At 40.4% G+C, this 19,982-nt stretch carries 14 protein-coding genes; 8 read left to right on the forward strand and 6 right to left on the reverse strand.

Translation table 11 applies throughout. The features are described 5' to 3' along the window. Window positions 1–468 precede the first annotated feature (468 nt). Together SOI81_RS00110 and SOI81_RS00115 are read left to right on the forward strand one after the other, a co-directional pair. Complete coding sequence (locus SOI81_RS00110) at window positions 469–1,947, forward strand: sodium-dependent transporter (protein WP_016142647.1); 1,479 nt, start codon at window positions 469–471, stop codon at window positions 1,945–1,947. A gap of 12 nt (window positions 1,948–1,959) precedes the next feature. Then, window positions 1,960–2,103 (forward strand): methionine/alanine import family NSS transporter small subunit, encoded by a 144-nt coding sequence (locus SOI81_RS00115; RefSeq protein ID WP_016142648.1) that lies wholly within the window; start codon window positions 1,960–1,962, stop codon window positions 2,101–2,103. A 40-nt stretch (window positions 2,104–2,143) separates the two neighbouring features. Here the strand turns inward: SOI81_RS00115 and rsmB are convergent, their stop codons facing one another. After that, a complete protein-coding gene (gene rsmB, locus SOI81_RS00120) occupies window positions 2,144–3,448 on the reverse strand; it encodes a 16S rRNA (cytosine(967)-C(5))-methyltransferase RsmB (protein ID WP_320541072.1) in 1,305 nt (434 codons plus the stop codon). Further along, window positions 3,445–4,407, reverse strand: a complete 963-nt coding sequence (gene fmt, locus SOI81_RS00125) for a methionyl-tRNA formyltransferase (protein WP_239976279.1) — start codon at window positions 4,405–4,407, stop codon at window positions 3,445–3,447. Before fmt ends, rsmB begins: the two co-directional genes overlap by 4 nt. 347 nt (window positions 4,408–4,754) lie before the next feature. On the opposite strand from fmt, the gene ilvD reads away from it, so the two are divergent. From ilvD to SOI81_RS00140, 3 genes are all read left to right on the forward strand, one after another. Beyond that, window positions 4,755–6,584 carry a dihydroxy-acid dehydratase gene (gene ilvD, locus SOI81_RS00130; protein ID WP_239976278.1) on the forward strand — a complete coding sequence of 610 codons (1,830 nt, stop codon included), beginning with the start codon at window positions 4,755–4,757 and terminating at the stop codon, window positions 6,582–6,584. Window positions 6,585–6,896: 312 nt separating this feature from the next. Further along, window positions 6,897–8,186 carry a hypothetical protein gene (locus tag SOI81_RS00135; RefSeq protein ID WP_005066551.1) on the forward strand — a complete coding sequence of 430 codons (1,290 nt, stop codon included), beginning with the start codon at window positions 6,897–6,899 and terminating at the stop codon, window positions 8,184–8,186. 77 nt (window positions 8,187–8,263) lie between these two features. Next, the gene (locus tag SOI81_RS00140) at window positions 8,264–8,995 is read left to right on the forward strand and encodes a sulfite exporter TauE/SafE family protein (protein ID WP_239976277.1); all 732 of its coding nucleotides are present in this window, start codon (window positions 8,264–8,266) and stop codon (window positions 8,993–8,995) included. Here SOI81_RS00140 and SOI81_RS00145 read toward each other — a convergent pair. From SOI81_RS00145 to SOI81_RS00160, 4 genes are all read right to left on the reverse strand, one after another. Next, window positions 8,992–9,894, reverse strand: a complete 903-nt coding sequence (locus SOI81_RS00145) for a LysR family transcriptional regulator (protein ID WP_224992243.1) — start codon at window positions 9,892–9,894, stop codon at window positions 8,992–8,994. The two genes, SOI81_RS00140 and SOI81_RS00145, sit on opposite strands and share 4 nt — an antisense overlap. An 80-nt stretch (window positions 9,895–9,974) precedes the next feature. Next, complete coding sequence (gene ycdG, locus SOI81_RS00150; RefSeq protein WP_320541073.1) at window positions 9,975–11,270, reverse strand: solute carrier family 23 protein; 1,296 nt, start codon at window positions 11,268–11,270, stop codon at window positions 9,975–9,977. Window positions 11,271–11,568: 298 nt separating this feature from the next. Further along, window positions 11,569–14,253: a phosphoenolpyruvate carboxylase gene (ppc, locus tag SOI81_RS00155; protein WP_239968728.1), complete on the reverse strand. Its 2,685-nt coding sequence runs from the start codon at window positions 14,251–14,253 to the stop codon at window positions 11,569–11,571. Between the two features lie 171 nt (window positions 14,254–14,424). Further along, window positions 14,425–15,048: a TetR/AcrR family transcriptional regulator gene (locus tag SOI81_RS00160; protein ID WP_016142656.1), complete on the reverse strand. Its 624-nt coding sequence runs from the start codon at window positions 15,046–15,048 to the stop codon at window positions 14,425–14,427. Window positions 15,049–15,198: 150 nt separating this feature from the next. Between SOI81_RS00160 and SOI81_RS00165 the strand changes: the two genes are divergently transcribed. The 3 genes from SOI81_RS00165 (at window position 15,199) to SOI81_RS00175 (ending at window position 19,944) form a co-directional block, all read left to right on the forward strand. After that, on the forward strand, window positions 15,199–16,305 hold the full coding sequence (locus SOI81_RS00165; protein WP_320541074.1) for an efflux RND transporter periplasmic adaptor subunit: 1,107 nt from the start codon (window positions 15,199–15,201) through the stop codon (window positions 16,303–16,305). After that, entirely contained in the window at window positions 16,302–19,427 is a 3,126-nt protein-coding gene (locus SOI81_RS00170; protein ID WP_320541075.1) for an efflux RND transporter permease subunit, read from the forward strand. Before SOI81_RS00165 ends, SOI81_RS00170 begins: the two co-directional genes overlap by 4 nt. A 139-nt stretch (window positions 19,428–19,566) precedes the next feature. Then, window positions 19,567–19,944 (forward strand): hypothetical protein, encoded by a 378-nt coding sequence (locus SOI81_RS00175; protein WP_004790237.1) that lies wholly within the window; start codon window positions 19,567–19,569, stop codon window positions 19,942–19,944. Window positions 19,945–19,982: the final 38 nt, after the last annotated feature.

The raw sequence follows: 19,982 nt of genomic DNA on the forward strand, positions 1-19,982 counted from the left end.
TAGTATAAATTTTGTCATTTAGTTATATGAGGGTAATAAGTCTAATTTGAAAATCAGAGAATTATGAATAAATTAGTGGATAAGTAGAGTAATTAAGGAAGCTTTTTTAAGAGTTGGAAGAAAATGTCATTGAACAATAAAGTTGAGCTACAAGTAGTAGAACGTAAATATAAGCTGAAAAATAACCAATTGTGAAAAAAACTAATAAAATTCGTAAAATTTCTGACGGAAATTACAGTAAAAAGAAATAAAAACAGGTATTGTTCAGCTATATAGGGGCAAAAAATGGACAAAAATCTTTAAGGAAGAATTTTCTATTTTTGCTTGTTTGTTAAGGGAATAAAAATACTCAAAAGGTTCGTTTTATTTTCTACAAACACAAAAGTATTTTTTGGTTCTTTTTTTGCATGCGGAATAACAATCAACAATAGCAGTAAAAATAAGTAATCTTTTAACATTAGGTGTTCTATGACAGATTCTCGTGAAAACTGGACGTCACGATCTGGTTTTATTATTGCAGCCGTTGGTTCGGCTGTAGGCTTAGGTAATATCTGGCGCTTTCCATACGTTGCTTATGAAAATGGTGGAGGAGCGTTTCTTATTCCCTATCTATTGGCACTCATTACTGCTGGTTTACCGTTATTATTTTTAGATTATGCGGTAGGTCATCGTAGTACTAACTCCCCTCCTAAAGCTTATCGCGCCCTATTTAAAGGCGGAGAAACATTAGGTTGGTGGCAGGTTTGTGTCTGTATCATCATCGGTTTGTATTATGCAAGTGTACTCACTTGGGCTGGTAGTTATGTTTACTTCTCCATTGGTCAAATGTGGGGAAGCGATCCGGAAGGTTTCTTCTTTAATACCTATTTGCAAACCACAAAAGCAACCGGTTTTGATTTACAGTTTGTAGGTCATTTATTCTGGCCGATTGTTGGGATTTGGGCACTTACTCTAATCATTCTTTATGGTGGCGTGAAAAAAGGTGTGGAATTATCAAATAAGATTTTCATGCCATTATTATTCATTCTCTTCACTATTTTAGTGATTCAATCATTACGTTTACCAGGTGCAGTTCAAGGCTTAAACGCTTTCTTTACGCCGAACTGGTCAGCAATGATGGATTATAAAGTTTGGTTAGCAGCTTACGGCCATACTTTCTTCTCACTATCTGTTGGCTTCGGGATCATGGTGACTTATGCATCTTATTTGAAACCAAAAACGAATTTAACAGGTTCTGGTTTAATCGTTGGTTTTGCTAATGCATCAACAGAGATTTTGGCTGGTATTGGTATCTTCGCAGCGCTTGGCTTTATGGCACATGCGGCAGGTACTGAAGTTAAAGATGTGGTGAGTGGTGGGATTGGATTAGCATTTATTGCCTTCCCTAAAATTATTTCAAGTTTAGGTACAGGTGCCGATTTATTTGGTTTCTTATTCTTCTCTTCGCTTTTCGTCGCAGGTATTTCTTCGATGGTAAGTATTTTGGAAGTACCTATTGCAGCAATGCAGGATAAATTGAAATGGGGTCGTAAAAAAGCTGTAACCATTATTGGTGGTGGTAGTGCGCTTGTATCAATTATTTTATTCTCAAGTGTAAACGCAATTAAGTTAGTTGATATCGTTGACCACTTTATCAATAACATCGGTATTATTGGTGGTGCTTTACTTTCTATTATTACCGTGGCTTGGTTTAAGCGTTCTGCATTGAAGGAACTTCGTGATCACGTGAATCGCATCTCAACTATTCAATTAGGTAAGGGATGGGATTTCACTTTAACAGTCATTACATCATTAATCTTGTTAACTACACTCAGTATGACTGTATTTAATTTGATCAAAAATGGCTATGATACTTATAGTATGAGCTTACAAGGTGTATTCGGCTGGGGCAGTGTGATTTTCTGTGCAGTCGTTGCAATCGTTTTAAGCAAAATGAAAGATCGCTAGGAGGATAGAATAATGAATACTTCAGCAATCGTGATGATGGTAATTTCGATGGTGTTTTTATGGGGTGGTTTGGTTTTATCCATTATCCATTTATCGAAGCATCCTGAAGAGTTAGATGACGTTTTAGAAGAAGTAAAAGATCAGCACACACTTTGATACTGATCGAGTAAAAAAGCAGGCTTTAAGCCTGCTTTTTTTATGCAATTTTCTGAATTTTACAATAATAAAATCCATCACCAGACTGCGCTTGTGGCAATAATTGTCTGCCATGGGTTTGTTCAATTCCCCAATCCGCTTCAATTTTCACTTCTTTTGCATCAGTATGTTCTGCAAAGAAGTCAATCATCTGTTGTTCATTTTCAGCTTTTAAAATTGAACAGGTAATGTAGAGCAATGTACCGCCAACTTTGAGTTGTTGCCACATATGTTCCAAAATTTGCTTTTGTAGCTCAATGGTTTGAGCTATATCGCTAGATTGGCGCAATAGGCGTATGTCAGGATGACGACGAATTACACCTGTTGCAGAGCAAGGCGCGTCAAGCACAATACAATCTACTGGCTGTGCAGACACCCATTGGGTTGCATCGGCTGCCAAGATTTCTGTATGGCTTTGGTCTAGCTGTAGTCGGTTTAAGTTCTCAGTCACACGGACTAAACGACTCGGGTCCTGATCAATAGCAATAAGCTGAGCAGGTTTAAACTTTTCGAGTAAATGAGCTGTTTTACCCCCGGGGGCAGCACATGCATCAATAACTGTTTTATTGTTTAAATCAGGCAATAAGTTTGCACATAGCTGTGCATGTTCATCTTGTACAGAGAACCAGCCTTGTTCAAAACCAGGTAACTGAGTGATTTGTACAGATTGCTCAAGAACAATACCTGCTTCGGACAAAGTACATGCACGTGCCTGAATTTCTAAACTCTGTAATTTTGCTAAATAAGCATCACGGCCAATATGTCGTTGGTTCACTCGTAAGGTTAAAGGCGCAACTTGTTTTAATGATTGGCAGAGCACTTCGGTTTGTTCGCCCCAATCCTTTTTTAAGCGTTTAAAAAGCCAACTTGGTAAGCCATGTGCTTGTTGTAAACCTTGCTCGAACTCATCAGTTTCACGAGTAGCTCGGCGCAAAATAGCATTTACAATACCACTGAGTGCAGGGAACCCAAGTTGTTTAGTCGCATCTACTGTTTCCGAGATGGCAGCGTGCGCTGCAATACGCGTGCATAAAACTTGATAAAGACCAACGTATAGGCAGGTTTCTACTGTCTCATTGTTTAAAGGTTTACTCAGCAAAGGTAAGCTAATTGATTTAAGTGCAAACCATTGGCGCAATGTACCTAAAACGAGCTCATGAAATAAAGCACGATCACGCTCTGCAACTTGATTGAGCTGTGTATTTAAAATACTCGCGAGCGATTGACCTTGCTGGACTTTTAATAATGTCTGGACGACTTGAGCACGCAGGTTAAAACGTGAGGAATTTGAGGTAACCTGACTCATGGCAAAATTTGTCCTACGTGAAGTTTTTGAGTTTGTGCAATTTGTTGAGCATTTAATGCTTTGCCACCCGGCCATTGCACGCTAGTCAAACAAATAAATGAATCTTGACCACAAGCAACGTGTACGCCTTGTTTATCGATTGCAATAATTTCACCAGCTTGAGCATTTGCTTTGCTTTGACTAGAAATTGTTGAGTTCCAGACACGCAGAGCATTATTTTCATCAAGTTGAACAAAAGCGACGGGCCAAGGATTAAAGGCACGGATATTTCGGTCAATTTGCACAGCATCATTTGACCAGTCAATACGAGCTTCTGATTTCACTAATTTATGTGCATAGACCGTTAAGCTTTCGTCTTGAACTTCGCGTTCTGCTAAATATTTTTGTAGTGTTTCTTCCGACTCGAGTACCGCACAAATTGCCGTTGCACCTTGAGCGGCTAGTTTGTCGTGTAAAGTCGCTGATGTATCTTCGTTAGTGATTGGGCAATAGGTTTTATACATCATATCGCCTGTATCTAAACCAGCTGCCATTTGCATGATAGTGATTCCGGTTTCTTCATCACCCGTTGCAATTGCACGCTGAATTGGTGCTGCACCGCGCCAGCGTGGTAATAGTGAGCCGTGAATATTTAAACAGCCATATTTCGGTGTATCGAGCACAGTTTGTGGAAGGATCAAACCATAGGCTGCAACCACCATGACATCAGCACCTAAAGCAGCCAGTTCTTGTTGAGCTGCTAAACCTTCTTCAGTTGAAGCTTTGAAATGAAGCGGTTGATAGACTGGAATATTATGTTCAAGTGCAAGCTGTTTTACAGAAGATGGCGTTAGTTTTTGTCCACGACCCGATTTACGATCTGGCTGAGTATAAACCGCGATAATTTCATGGGAAGTTTTTAATAAAGCCGCTAATGCTGTTGCAGCAAATTCGGGGGTGCCAGCAAAAATAATTTTCACAAATGCAATCCAAAAAGAGTTTACGCGTAGTATACGTGAAAAACGATTGAAGCCCTAAACTCATGGAGATTGAGCGTTTTAGTTTTTAAATAGTGAACAAAAAATTATTGAAAAACTTTTATTGATAAAAAAAGGTTATGAAAAAATAAAAAATTATTCATGTAAGTTTTGCTAAATATTGACTGACTATTACTGTTCTTGGCTTTCCGAATATTATTTGCTTCTATAGAATGGAGAATGATCAAATTATGATGATGAGTCAATATTCCGACTGATCTAACGCTATATCAGTATCATTCGCCAGAGCGGGAAAAATTCTGCTCAAGCACAACTTGTTGGAAACACTAATGCCTGACTATCGTTCAAAAACATCGACACACGGAAGAAATATGGCTGGCGCACGTGGCTTATGGCGTGCAACAGGAATGAAAGATGAGGATTTCGGCAAACCAATTATTGCGGTGGTCAACTCATTTACTCAATTTGTGCCGGGCCATGTACATCTTAAAGATCTAGGGCAGCTTGTCGCGGCAGAAATTCATGCAGCAGGTGGTGTTGCTAAAGAGTTCAATACGATTGCAGTTGATGACGGGATCGCAATGGGGCATGACGGCATGCTTTATTCACTTCCATCACGTGATTTGATTGCTGATTCAGTTGAATATATGGTGAATGCACATTGTGCAGATGCCATGGTTTGTATTTCAAACTGTGACAAGATTACTCCGGGAATGCTCATGGCTGCGATGCGCTTGAATATTCCTGTTGTTTTTGTGTCTGGCGGACCAATGGAAGCGGGTAAGGTCAAGTTCCGTGGTAATGAAAAAGCGATTGACCTTGTAGATGCAATGGTTGTTGCAGCTGATGAAAGTTATACAGACGAAGAAGTTGAAGAATTTGAACGTTCGGCATGTCCAACCTGTGGTTCATGTTCAGGTATGTTCACTGCAAACTCGATGAACTGTTTAACAGAAGCTTTAGGTTTATCTTTACCAGGTAATGGTTCGATTGTTGCGACGCATGCAAACCGTAAAAAATTATTCTTAAAAGCAGGTCAGCTTATTGTTGAATTAGCTAAGCGCTATTACGAACAAAACGACGCAAGTATTTTACCTCGTTCGATTGCAACAAAGGCTGCATTTAAAAATGCGATGACCCTTGATATTGCAATGGGTGGTTCAACCAATACTGTTCTACATTTATTGGCTGCGGCAAGTGAAGCAGAAGTTGATTTTACAATGGACGATATTGACGAGTTATCACGTCGAGTTCCTGTATTGTCTAAAGTAGCACCTGCAAAACAAGACGTTCATATGGAAGATGTTCATCGTGCTGGCGGTATTATGGCCATCTTAGGTGAACTTGATCGCGCGAATTTGCTTGATGTATCTGTACCAACAGTACACGAGAAAACTTTAAAAGATGCATTAGATAAGTGGGACATTATTCGTACTGAAGATGCAGACGTTTACGAATTCTATCGTTCATCTCCGGGCGGTGTTCCAACTCAAGTTGCATTCTCTCAAAATCGTTACTATTCAACGTTAGATGGCGACCGTGAAAAAGGCGTGATCCGTAATGCAGAACATGCTTTCTCTAAAGATGGCGGTTTAGCCGTTCTATACGGCAACATTGCGCTTGATGGTTGTATCGTGAAAACTGCGGGTGTTGATGAATCAATCTTGAAATTTACGGGTACAGCGCGTGTATTTGAGAGCCAAGATGCAGCTGTAGATGCAATTTTAGGTCATGACATTAAAGCTGGCGATGTGGTTGTCATTCGTTACGAAGGCCCACGTGGTGGTCCGGGTATGCAAGAAATGCTTTACCCAACCAGCTATCTTAAATCGAAAGGTTTAGGTAAAGACTGTGCATTAGTAACGGATGGTCGTTTCTCTGGTGGTTCATCAGGTCTTTCGATTGGACACGTTTCACCAGAAGCGGCTGAAGGCGGTGCAATTGGTTTGGTTGAAGATGGTGATACTATTGAAATCGATATTCCAAACCGTACCATTCACTTGAATATTGACGATGCGACTTTAGCGCATCGCCGTACAGTTCAAGAAGCGAAAGGCTGGCATCCGAAAGAAGAACGTAAACGTAAAGTATCAAAAGCGTTAAAAGTTTATGCAATGCATACAACAAGTGCAGCGAAAGGAGCTGTACGCGTTCTATAAAATATTCAATTTTAATAATTGATTAGGAATCATGCACCCTTTAACACGATGAATTGCTATCATGTTAAGGGTGCATTTTTCATGTCTGGTAAAAAAAATCAGCTTGTAGAAAAAGGTGTTTTTAGATCATTCTATGGGTTTGCCATAAAATGGTGATAAAATCTTCACCTACGTAGAAACTTGCTAAAAACATGTCTTATTTTCTGCGTAAACTACGGTAGTTATATTTCATCTCGACTACTGTTTTACCTTGCACTATGATCAAAATAATCTTTGATCACGCTTAGGATTTAATTTTTAGAGGCACAACTCATGTCACTGCTACGCCGTTGGTTTGACCCTATTCGATCGAGCTGGTTTTACCAAAAGCCTTCTCGTCAAGCGGTGTTACCCACGGAAAATGGTTTAAGTATTTATTTACGACTTGATGATGTGTATAGCTATTTGGCTGTTCAGCAATTGTCTCAGCTAGATGAAATTTTAAGTGATGAACTTAAGCCTTTAAAAATAATTATTTCGCATACGGCTTCTGAACCTCCAAACAGCATGTCGCATGAAGAGTGGCAAAATTATTGTTTAAATGATGCCAAGATATTAGCCAAACAACATCGTTTCGGTTTCGATGAATTTCCAGAAATCCCAAGCCCAGAATCTTTAAAACAAGCGGCAGTCATATTAAAAAGAACCCCATTACAAGGTCAGAATTTCTTCCATTTACTAGAAGATATTTTCCACATGCTTTGGCAACAACAATATGGAAAGTTACGTACTTTACATGCCATGGCAGTTAAACATCAGCTTCCTCAACATTTCTCGGAACGTATTTTTACGGATGAGCCTGTACCTGCGGCATACTTTGAATTTGGTGGACGTAAATATCATGCAGTAGATGATTTACTACGTTTGACTCGTCGTTTGAAGCAGCAAAAGCTACTGACTGGTAATCCGATTTTTTTAATTAATCATATCGAATGGCGTGAACATTTGATTAACGATGCTGAGGCGCTTACCGAGATTCAGACGCTTCATCCTGAGCTGGATGTCTATATTGCTTTAGAAGACCCAATGAGTTGGTTGTTACTTGCTTATATCAAGGAAGAACTGGCCGATTATTATGATATTCAACTAAAAGTTTACCCGTTAAGTTATCAAGGTCGAGATTGGTTTGACTGGAGTTTGGCGACACGTGTTTCTAAAAGAACAGGTGTGGCCTTTACACCGTTTTGTCGCCCTACCGAGGAAAGTACACTGGAAATGGCAAAGCTTTTCTATAGTGTGCAAGAAAATCAGCAAATCGATACGATTTTCACTATTTTGCAGGCTGTTTGGACGAAAGGAAAAGATCTATCTTTCTTAAAGCATTTTCAACAATTACAGCAACAGTTGGGAATTGAGCAGCTAACCGACCAAGATGTGCAATCTGTTTTGGCGCAAAATGATGCCTTGTGTAAAGATAAACATCAGCCTGATTTACCGGTTTTAGAATTGCGTATTGATGGTCAGACTTATGTATTCAATAGCTTGTATCGTGTGTGGATGATTGAAAGTATTTTTAGCAATGTATTAGAAGAGAAATATAAAACAGCCTCAACTTTTAATTGAGGCCCACTTCTAAAAACAAGAATAGGGCAGAACCTGTTTTTTCCGTAGCATAACCCTGTAGGAAACGGAGATAAACAGTGACATTTCTAGCAATTATTATGGTGGTGTTTGCCTTTGCGGGCATGATTAAAGGCATGATCGGTTTAGGATTACCCGCAGTATCGATGGGTTTACTCACCATCGCAATGAGCCCTTTTCAGGCAGCATCTCTGCTCATTGTTCCCTCAATGGTCACCAATGTCTGGCAACTTTTTGCTGAAGGACATGTCTGGGCGTTTATTCGCCGTTTCTGGACGTTGCTTGTAGGCATTATAGTAGGTTCAATATGGAGCTTTTTACCTACTTTAAGTCAAAGTCATGGGCATAGTAGTGAAATTTTATTAGGGTGTATGTTGGCCTTATATGGACTCTATGGGCTGTGCGTAAAGAGACTTCCACACTTAGGAAAGCATGAACGTTGGCTATCACCAATTATTGGATATATCGGTGGGGCAGTAACTGTAGCAACAGGTGTCATTATTATTCCAATCGTTCCTTATTTGCAGTCTTTGCATTTAAAACGTGATGAGTTGGTACAGGCATTAGGTTTAACGTTTACTATCTCTACCATTTGTCTTGCAGTGTTTTTACACCATAACCCTATGTCGGGAATAACACTGGACTATCGTTTATCGTTTGCTGCATTGTTGGCAGCGCTCGTTGGAATGTGGGTGGGTAAAAAAATTCGTTACCGCTTAAATGAGCAAAAATTTCGTCGTATATTTTTTATAGGCTTGATGTCATTAGGTCTTTATATGATTTTGCATTAAGCCAATTTTTCAGGACGATGCTGCAATAAAAAATCTGCAAACTGTTGGTAACTGCTAGGCAGCTGGTTGAAATTTTGGGTCGCCAAAAGCAGTTTACGATTTGCCCAAGCACCTTGCAGTTGAATGGAATGAAAATCATAGTTTGATTGCAAACGCTGTGCAGCACGAGCTGGCATAATCGCAATTCCAACGCCTTTGGCAACGACCTCAGCAATCGCCCCAAAGTTAGGTAAGCGCAAACGGTACTGTATGTTAAAGCCTAATAACTTAGCTTGAGTTTCAATGGACTGTTGCAAAGAGTGATGGGACTTAAGACCAATAAAACCATAGCTTAAAGCCTCTACCAAGTTCAGTTCTTGATATTGAGCTAACTCATGCGTAGCAGGACAAATCAGAACTAATGGATCACTCGCAAATTCTTTCGTTTGCAAATGTCTGGTATCAAAAAAACTGGAGACCAGTCCAAGACTTGCTATACCTTGCGTGAGTGCATCTACAATTTCCGAGCTTTCTGCTTCATGTAAATCGATATTCATTTCAGGATGAAGCACTAAATATTGAGGTAATAACGGAGGCAAATATTCGCTTTGTGCGGAAGAGTTACACCAAAGTGTTAATGACTCTGATGTAGGTGGCCTAAAGCGCTGCATTTCTTGTTCGAGTTGATCTTTTTGTGCTAAAAGCTGACGAGCATGTTCTACAAACGCGTGTCCTGCTGTGGTGAGTTCTACGCCAGTAGTTTGGCGAATAAATAAGGGCGTTTCAAAATATTGTTCGAGTTTTTTTATACGTTCACTGGCGGCTTGAAGTGAAATTGCAGAGCGGTCTGCACCTTTGGTTAGACTACCTGTAGAGACAATATGAAGAACCAGTTGTAAATCAAAAAAATCAAAACGCATGACAGGAAACGTATTGAAGAGTAAAAAGTCATCATACTAAATCGTAATGAAAAAAGGCAGCTTGCGCTGCCTTTTTGAATTTAAGTTTTATCTTTTAAACTAAACAGCCAATTTAAAATAATGGCTGCAAAAGTTGCGGTACCAATACCACCTAAATTGAAATTACCGAACAATAATTCAAAGTTACCAGCACCTAAAATAATCGTGACTGAAGCAACAATTAGATTTTTATTGTTAGAAAAATCAACTTTGTTTTCGATCCAGATTTTTGCACCAGCAATGGTAATTAAACCAAACACAACAATAGATGCGCCTGTTAAGACCGCACTTGGAATGGTACTAATTACCGCGCCAAATTTTGGAGATAAACCTAAGAAAATTGCGAAGATACCCGCAATTACAAAAACAATGGTTGAGTACACACGAGTGACTGCCATCACCCCAATGTTTTCGCCGTAAGTGGTCATGCCCGGAGCACCGACACTACCGGATAGCGTTGTTGCTAAACCATCTGCGACAAATGCTTTGCCTAATTGTGGAGTCAGATTTTCACCAGTCATTGCGCCAACAGCTTTAATATGACCTAGGTTTTCTGCTACTAAAATAAGCGCAACTGGCGCAATAATTAGCATAGCGTTGGTGTCAAAAGTAGGATGTGAAAAGCTTGGAATCCCAAACCATGCAGCTTGTGAGATCTGGCTAAAATCGATTGGCTTACCAAAACCTAGTCCATTGGTGGTGATGGCATAAATGACATAAGCCAAAATCAAACCAACCAACAGAAGTAGACGCTGCAATAAGCCACGCGTAAAGACTGCAATACTGCCCATACAAAGTACGGTAATTAAAGCCATCCACATTTCAAATGGTTGGCCTGCAACGCCTTTAATGGTAACAGGTGCAAGGTTGAGACCAATAATCATCACAATGGCGCCAGTCACTACAGGCGGCATGAGTTTTTCAATCCAGCGCGTACCCGTAAGCATCACAATAAAACCGATGATGGCATAAAAAACACCACATGCTACGATTCCACCTAAAGCTATCGATAGATTTGGATTGGCACCCGAACCTGTAATATGCCCGGTTGCTGCTGCAACCACACCAATAAAGGCAAAACTTGATCCTAAATAACTCGGAACACGACCACCTGTAATTAAAAAGAACAGGATGGTACAGATTCCAGACATTAAAATAGCAAGGTTAGGATTAAACCCCATGAGTAAAGGTGCTAAAACAGTTGCTCCAAACATGGCAAACGCATGTTGAATACCTAAAATAGCACTTTGAACGGGTGGGAGATATTCATTGGTAGAGACCGGCCGATGGTCAACATCACCTTGGTAAGGCTGCCATTTTGGAAACCAGTTGGACATAAAATAAGCTCATTATTTTTTAATTGGTGCAATGATACTCTTTCTTGAGAATGCATTTAATCTCCAGAGAGAAGTATGTATGTGAAAAGCAATTATTTTTTAACGATCGGTATAATTTTATGTTTTCTAAATATAAGGAATTAGTTATTTTTTTATCATAAAAATTAATTTTTTGATTTTAAAAAAAATATTATAAAAAATAGAAAATCGAGGAAAATTTAAGAAAAATAGAGAACTTTGCAAGTAAAAAGCAGCACATCATGATGCACTGCTTTATAAAACAATCGGTAAAATCAGTTTAGCCTGTATTACGTAAACCAGCCGCGATACCTGCAATACTCACCATAAGTGCATGGTCAACAGGGGTATTCTCTGCCTGACGTTCAGCGAGATAATCACGACGACGTTTCATGAGTTCAGCTTGTAAAAGATGCAAAGGCAATAAGTATGGTTTACGAACCTGCATAGACTGATCGAGAACTTCATTATTGCTAAGAAGCTTTGATTCATCTTTTAATGCAAGCAAGGTTTCAACAGCATCTTTTAGACGTTGACGTAATTGGTTGCCAAGAACTTTCAAATCTTCATCTTCAGTCAGATGAGACTCGTAATAGAGTGCAATGTTGGCATCAGCTTTAGACAATACCATTTCCAGCATATCAATGAGTGTTTGGAAATAAGGCCATTGCTGGAGCATTTCATCAAGGGTTGCTTTTTGCTGATCAGCAATTACTTCATTAATTGCTGCGCCAGTACCTAACCATGCAGGTAACATCAAACGGATTTGTGTCCAAGCAAATACCCATGGAATCGCCCGTAAAGACTCGATGCCGCCACTCACTTTTCGTTTTGCAGGACGTGAGCCTAAAGGCAACATTTGTAATTCAAGTTCAGGGGTAACCGTACGTAAATACTTCACGAAGTGTGGGTTTTCACGAACTGTTTGACGGTAGACCTTAACAGAATGATCAGTCATGCGGTTCATGAGTTCACGCCACTCAGTTTTAGGTTCTGGTGGCGGTAATAAGGTCGCTTCAAGTGTTGCTGCGGTATAGATCTCAAGGTTTTGCATAGCAATGCCTTCTAGACCAAATTTGAAGCGGATCATTTCCCCTTGCTCTGTGACACGGATTGCACCAGAAATTGAACCTGGCGGCTGTGAAAATAGTGCCTGTTGTGTTGGAGCACCACCACGACTAATTGAACCACCACGGCCGTGGAACAGCGTTAACTGTACGCCGTGTGTTTGAGCAATTGCAGTTAGCTCTTCTTGAGCACGATATTGCGCCCAGTTGGCAGACATGAAACCCGCATCTTTTGCAGAGTCGGAGTAACCGATCATGACTTCGTGTTTACCCTGAATGTGCTGTTTGTACCAATGCATATTGAACAGCGTATTCATGGTCGTTGCAGCGCCATCTAAATCTTTTAAAGTTTCAAACAGAGGAACTACACGTAAAGGATGTTGAATGCCAGCTTCTTTTTGCAATAACAATACAGCCAAAACATCGCTTGGATATTCAGCCATAGAAATAATATAAGCCCCTAAAGACTCAGGTGGTTGGTCTGCCAAAGTACGCATGGTTGCAAATACTTCTTGAACATCTGGATGACCAATCAAACTCCCTTCAGGTTCATTAATGTATTTCGGTAGAAGTGGGCGTTTGCTTTGTAATTCCTGAATAAGGAAGTTTTGGCGCGCTTGTTCGGTCCATGACTCAAAATTACCTAAACCTAAATATTCGGTAATTGCTGAAATCGCTTGACGATGACGACCTGATTCTTGGCGAATATCAAGTTTAAGTAGTTCAATACCAAAACAGTTCACACGGTAAATAAAGTCGAGTAGTTGACCATTCGCAATTTCAGGCAGATTACTGTCGATTAAAGAGCGATAGCACAACAATAGTGGCTGTAAAAGCTCATCTTTGCTTTTAATGACATTGCTGTCGTCTGCTTCTAAGCCTTGTAGGCGCTGAGCTAACCAGTGGCGGGTCGCTTTTAAACGTTCTCGTGTTGCACGTAAATACTCACGATAAGGTTCGGCATGGTGACTACCAATGGCCTGAATCATTTCTTCAGAACACGTCTGGATTGAAAGTTCCCAACGTAAATTTTCGATATCTCTTAGGTAGAGGTCAGCAGCTTGCCAGCGTGATAACCAGAGCACTTCTTGGGTAATTTGATGTGTAACATTTGGATTACCATCACGGTCTCCACCCATCCAAGATGCAAAACGTACTGGTGCAATGTTCAGTGGTAAATTGAGTTGGCAATTTTCTTGAACCAACTCATTTAATTCGCGAATGAATTTAGGTACAGCATTCCAAAGTGTTTGCTCAATTGTGGCAAAACCCCATTTTGCTTCATCGACTGGAGTAGGGCGGTGCTGTCTGATTTCATCCGTTTGCCATGCCGAACTAATTTGTTGCTTTAAGTTCGCTAGTGCATTTTGACGTTCGCGTGGCGTGAGTTTTTGCTGATCAAGCTGCGATAGGCAAGCATTAATATCATCATATTTTTGGATCAGGGTACGACGGCTCACTTCTGTTGGATGCGCCGTAAGTACCAGTTCAATCTTAAGATCACAAATTTGCTGGAACAGTTTTTCTGTCGAAATACTTTTATCTTTAAATTTTTGAAATAAGTGAACAAGGGGGTTCGGAGAGTTTGCATCCGGATCAAATTCTGCCTGTCTGCGGCTACGCACCACATGATATTGCTCAGCAATATTGGCAAAATTTAGGAAATGAGAAAACGCGCGGGTAAGAGGAAGTAACTCTTCATCGGGCAGTTCTAAAAATAATTGTTCTAGTTGCTTTTCGGCTTCAGCTTGACCATCACGTGCACCTTTGGCAAGAGCACGGATTTGCTCGATCTGATTAAACAGTTCTTGTCCTGCATGTTGTTTTAGGGTTTCACCTAACAAGTTGCCAAGTAAGCGGACATCCTCACGCAGTGGCGCATCGATTTGCTGAACCATGCTATTTTTCTCCTGTTCTTATTCTTATCGAATATAGCGCGATTAGCGAACATTCCAAGCTTTGAGCGTAAGAAAATGTGAATTTTTGCTTAAAAAATAACATTTAATTCGCATGTTGAGGCTGAAAAGATGACATGCACTCAGCACAACTTTTGACAATCGGACTTTGGTTTAATTCTGGTATTTGAGCAAGAATAAATGAATTGCATCTTGAATAATTTGTTCAAGCTCGTGCGCATTGGGTACAGCAATGATCCCCAGTAAAACCTTCTGGTGACGTACACCAAGCAATAAAGACAAAAGAAGCTCGGTTTGATAGGTTGGGTGATCGGTTTGAATAAAACCTAATTGAGCCGCTTTTTGCAAAAACTCAGTTAACTGATTTTGCAGTCGCGTATGTGATGCATCAAAAAACTGTAGGGCGAGTGGACTTTGTTCTGCTGCAAGTTCAAATAAAACATGTTCAAGTTTAAGTGCCTCAGGTGAGTAAATAATTTGCAAGGCGCGTGAACAAACAATAAAGAGGGCTTGATAAAAATCTGCCGATGCATCTAATTCAAATTGTTTAGTACACAGTGTCTCTTCACAGGTTTCTGTAATCGCACAGATAAACAAGTTGGCTTTGTCTTGAAAGTGGTTATAGACCGTCAGTTTAGTTACACCTGCTTCCTGTGCAATCTGGTTCATGCTGGTACCGTGATAGCCAGATTTCAAAAAAATAGCTTTAGCGGCTTGTAAGATACGAGCACGTTTTTCTAGATCTTTCGGGCGACCACTTTGATTAACTGTTTGCACAAAACCCTCTAAATAATAATTTTAAAAAATAAACACTTATATGTTTTTCTTTAATTAATGTACCCATGGGTATATTAATTAAAAAATAAACGAACTATGATGCAAGCATATTGTGCCTTAAAAAATCAGTTTGAATAAGAGCGATAAGATATGAATGTGTTAAAACCTCTCATCATGAGTATGGTGATTGTTTGTATGGTCACATTAATGGGGTGTAGTAAAGAGACTCCAAAAACAGAAGAAATACCTTATGTGATGGTGGCACAGCCCTTAACCACACTTAATGAACAAAAAAGCTATGCAGGGGATGTTCAAGCGAGACAACAAACGGCTTTAGCATTTCGGGTAGGTGGACAAGTTACGGCTCGTTATGTGGATGTAGGCGACCGAGTTAAAGTAGGACAAGTATTAGCAAAGCTTGATGTGGCAGATGCTCAGCTACAATTAAATGCCGCTAAAGCTCAGCTAGACAATGCACAGGCTTCAGCAAAAACGGCAGCAGATGAACTTAAACGTTTTCAGCAATTACTCCCGATTAATGCTGTAAGCCGTTCACAATATGACACTGTAAAAAATCAATATGATGCAGCACAAGCAGCCTTACAGCAAGCTCGTTCTAACTACGAAGTGTCTGCCAACCAAACAGGTTATAACCAACTCGTTTCTAACAAAAATGGTGTTATTACTGCGCGAAACATAGAAATTGGACAAGTGGTGGCAGCAGGACAAGCTGCTTATCAACTTGCCATTGATGGTGAACGTGAAGTTGTCATTGGTGTACCAGAACAAGCGGTTAGCGAGATTAAAGTTGGCCAAGCTGCTTGGATTACCTTGTGGTCTAAACCGAATGAAAAATTTGCCGGATATGTTCGCGAAGTTTCTCCAGCAGCGGACCAGTCCCGTACTTTTACAGTGAAGGTAGCACTCAAAGAAGGCCAGTCTGCTATTCAGCTTGGACAAAGTGCACGCGTATTTTTTAGTTCGACTCAAACCAACGTGATGAGCGTACCACTTTCGAGTGTTTCAGCAACAGATAACCAGCCTTATGTGTGGGTAGTTAATGCAAATCAAACTTTACGTAAAGTACCTGTAACGATTGGTGCATATGGCAAAGATAGCGTACCTGTCATATCTGGTTTAGCTCCAAATGATTGGGTTGTGATTGGCGGCGTACATCTGCTACGTGATAAGCAGAAGATTCACCCGATTGACCGTGAAAACCGTGCGGTGAAAATTCAGGGAGTGAAACAGCCATGAAATTCAATCTCTCGGAATGGGCATTAAAAAATAAAGGTCTGGTCCTTTATTTTATGCTCTTGCTTGGCATTATCGGCGCGATCTCTTATTCAAAACTCTCACAAAGTGAAGACCCGCCATTTACCTTTAAAGTCATGGTTGTACAAACCTACTGGCCAGGGGCAACCGCGAAAGAAGTTTCAACGCTGGTGACTGACCGTATCGAAAAGGAACTCATGACAACAGGGCAGTATGACAAGATTATGGCTTACTCCCGACCGGGTGAGTCAATGGTCACATTCGTTGCCAAGGATTCACTGACTTCTGACAAGATTCCTGATGTTTGGTACAACGTTCGTAAGAAGGTGAATGATATTCGCCATGAACTACCAAATGGTGTACAAGGTCCATTTTTCAATGACGAATTTGGAGACACTTTCGGTAATATTTATGTACTGACAGGCAAAGACTTTGACTATGCGCTTTTAAAAGAATATGCAGACCGTTTGCAATTACAGCTTCAAAGAGTCAAGGATGTGAGTAAGGTCGAATTGATTGGCCTACAAGATCAAAAAATCTGGATTGTGATTTCTAACACTAAAGCGGTACAGCTTGGAATACCGGTTACAGCAATTCAAGAAGCCTTACAAAAGCAAAATAGTATGGCAAGTGCTGGCTTTTTTGAAACGGGCACAGACCGTATTCAAATTAGAGTAAGCGGTCATTTACAAGACATTGAGGAAATTAAAAAAACACCTTTGTTGGTTGGCGATAAAACCATTCAACTCGGTGACGTTGCGGATGTCTATCGTGGTTTTAGCCAACCTGCTCAACCACGTATGCGTTTTATGGGTGAAAATGGTATTGGTATTGCCCTATCCATGCGTAAGGGCGGTGACATTATTGCCTTAGGTAAAAATCTGGAAACAGAGTTTGCCCAACTACAAAAGACCCTACCTCTAGGTATGAAACTGCAAAAAGTTTCCGATCAACCTGTAGCAGTACAACGTAGTATTCATGAGTTTGTGAAGGTACTCGCTGAAGCAGTCATTATTGTCTTATTAGTGAGTTTTTTCTCTTTAGGTTTCCGTACGGGACTGGTTGTCGCTTTTTCTATTCCTTTAGTTTTAGCAATGACCTTTGCGGGTATGAATCTATTCGATGTCGGACTGCATAAGATTTCACTCGGTGCCTTGATTCTAGCGCTAGGTCTATTAGTCGATGATGCCATTATTGCGGTCGAGATGATGGCAATTAAGATGGAGCAGGGCTATAGCCGAATTAAAGCCGCCGGATTTGCATGGAAAACCACAGCATTTCCAATGCTCACCGGAACCTTGATTACTGCGGCGGGTTTTTTACCTATTGCGACAGCTCAATCTGGTACCGGTGAATACACTCGCTCTATCTTTCAGGTGGTAACGATTGCCTTACTAGTCTCTTGGGTGGCAGCGGTTTTATTTGTGCCTTATTTAGGTGAAAAGCTATTACCCGATTTTACCAAAACAGGCCATCAGGCACCTTGGTATGTTCGCCTATGGGCAAGATTAACTAAAAAGCCGCAACCGCAAACTGTGGCTATTTCTCAGGACCATCACTACGATCCTTATCAATCTAGTTTCTATTTACGTTTTAGAAAGATGGTCGAGTTTTGTGTGACCTACCGTAAAACTGTAATTGCGACTACGGTAGGTATTTTTGTGCTATCTGTGCTGATGTTTAAACTGGTACCTCAGCAGTTTTTCCCACCTTCAAACCGTGCTGAGATTTTAGTTGATTTAAAACTTGAAGAAGGTGCTTCTTTAACAGCAACAGAACAAGCTGTAAAAAAAGTTGAAAACTTCCTGTCTAAACAAAAAGGGATTGATAACTATGTAGCGTATGTCGGTACAGGTTCACCACGTTTTTATTTACCGTTAGATCAGCAACTACCACAAGCCAGCTTTGCACAGTTTGTTGTGCTCGCATCATCTCTGGATGATCGTGATGAAATTCGACGTTCGTTGGACACACAAATTAAGCAATTACTTCCGCAAGTTCGTACTCGCGTGTCATTACTAGAAAATGGCCCGCCTGTTGGTTATCCATTGCAATATCGTGTGTCAGGGGAAGATTTGAATCTGGTGCGTAAAGAGGCACAGCAGGTCGCTAAGGTGATGAGTGAAAACCCGAATACCACTAATGTACACTTAGATTGGGGTGAGCCGAGTAAGATCATTTCCATTCAGATTGACCAAGACCGTGCTCGACAAATGGGTGTATCGAGTCTGGATTTAGCGAACTTTATTAATGCATCAATTACAGGTAGTGCGATTGAGCAATATCGTGAAAAGCGTGAACTCATTGAAATCCGTTTACGCGGAGACCAGGCAGAACGTGTTGAAGTGGCTTCATTGGCAAGCTTAGCTGTACCTACGAACAATGGAACGACAGTACCTTTAGCTCAAATCGCTAAAATTGAGTATAAGTTTGAAGATGGTTTAATTTGGCATCGTAACCGTTTACCGACGATTACAGTTCGCGCAGATATCCGAACTCAACTACAGCCCGCTACAGTGGTTGGTGAGTTAGCTGAATCAATGGATAAGTTACGCGCTGAATTGCCAAGTGGCTATCTCATTGAAGTGGGGGGAACTGTAGAAGAGTCTGCACGTGGGCAAAATTCCGTTAATGCGGGTATGCCGCTCTTCTTGGCTGTGGTCATGACATTACTTATGATTCAGCTCAAAAGCTTATCTCGCGCGACCATTGTGTTATTAACAGCTCCGCTTGGTTTAATTGGTGTGGTTTTATTTTTACTGTTATTTAACAAACCATTTGGCTTTGTGGCCATGTTGGGCACAATTGCACTCTCTGGCATGATCATGCGTAACTCGCTTATTTTGATTGATCAAATTGAACAAGATAGGCAAGCAGGACATCCAACTTGGGAAGCGATTATTGAAGCGACAGTGCGTCGATTCCGTCCAATTATTTTGACTGCTTTAGCTGCGGTTCTGGCCATGATTCCACTTTCGCGGAGTATTTTCTTTGGTCCGATGGCAGTTGCGATCATGGGTGGATTGATTGTTGCCACCTTACTGACATTATTTTTCCTACCTGCACTGTATGCAGCGTGGTTTAAGGTGAAAAAAACCGCATAAAATACATAAATTTTTTGTGAATAAAGGTGCGAAATATTGAAAACTCCAATATAGTAGCACCTGTCTTTACACAAAAAATACAGGATTATTTCACTGCATAAAAAATAGGCAAAATGCAGTGAATTGAGGTGAAATACAGATGGGGCAAGACCATATCGAACAGCATCGCCGTTATATAGTAATTTCTTATGCGTTCATGTTTCTTGCATTGTTTACGGTTATTTTTGCGGCCTTTGCTTATTTGGTCGCTCGTAAAGTAGCAGTGGTAGATAATGCTGAAGTTTGGATTCATGCGCATGCACTATGGATTATGCGCAACGGGATTCTATTTCTTTGTATGGCAATTTTTGCTGTGGTCTGGTTTATTCCGCTCTTCTTCTTTGCATGGGACAGCAATCTTTGGGTCACCGCCTCTACAGTTGCTGGTGTAGTTTTTAGCGCTATCGCGTGGTTATTTCTATTAAATGCATGGTTAAAAGGCTTGTCTAAATATTTAAAAAATAAGGCAGTTTTTTAATATATCTATTTTTTGAACATTTTCCCCTTGTAAATTCG

The sequence above is a fragment of the Acinetobacter pittii genome, assembly GCF_034067285.1.
In the GTDB taxonomy this organism is placed as follows: domain Bacteria; phylum Pseudomonadota; class Gammaproteobacteria; order Pseudomonadales; family Moraxellaceae; genus Acinetobacter; species Acinetobacter pittii_E.

Bases quoted from the DNA above. Each gene is read 5' to 3' on its own strand.
- ycdG (WP_320541073.1), bottom strand. From the start codon at position 11,270: ATGTCCAACTGGTTTCCAAAATGGCAGCCTTACCAAGGTGATGTTGAC.
- SOI81_RS00115 (WP_016142648.1), top strand. From the start codon at position 1,960: ATGAATACTTCAGCAATCGTGATGATGGTAATTTCGATGGTGTTTTTA.
- ppc (WP_239968728.1), bottom strand. From the start codon at position 14,253: ATGGTTCAGCAAATCGATGCGCCACTGCGTGAGGATGTCCGCTTACTT.
- SOI81_RS00135 (WP_005066551.1), top strand. From the start codon at position 6,897: ATGTCACTGCTACGCCGTTGGTTTGACCCTATTCGATCGAGCTGGTTT.
- SOI81_RS00165 (WP_320541074.1), top strand. From the start codon at position 15,199: ATGAATGTGTTAAAACCTCTCATCATGAGTATGGTGATTGTTTGTATG.
- SOI81_RS00110 (WP_016142647.1), top strand. From the start codon at position 469: ATGACAGATTCTCGTGAAAACTGGACGTCACGATCTGGTTTTATTATT.
- SOI81_RS00145 (WP_224992243.1), bottom strand. From the start codon at position 9,894: ATGCGTTTTGATTTTTTTGATTTACAACTGGTTCTTCATATTGTCTCT.
- SOI81_RS00170 (WP_320541075.1), top strand. From the start codon at position 16,302: ATGAAATTCAATCTCTCGGAATGGGCATTAAAAAATAAAGGTCTGGTC.
- ilvD (WP_239976278.1), top strand. From the start codon at position 4,755: ATGCCTGACTATCGTTCAAAAACATCGACACACGGAAGAAATATGGCT.
- rsmB (WP_320541072.1), bottom strand. From the start codon at position 3,448: ATGAGTCAGGTTACCTCAAATTCCTCACGTTTTAACCTGCGTGCTCAA.
- SOI81_RS00175 (WP_004790237.1), top strand. From the start codon at position 19,567: ATGGGGCAAGACCATATCGAACAGCATCGCCGTTATATAGTAATTTCT.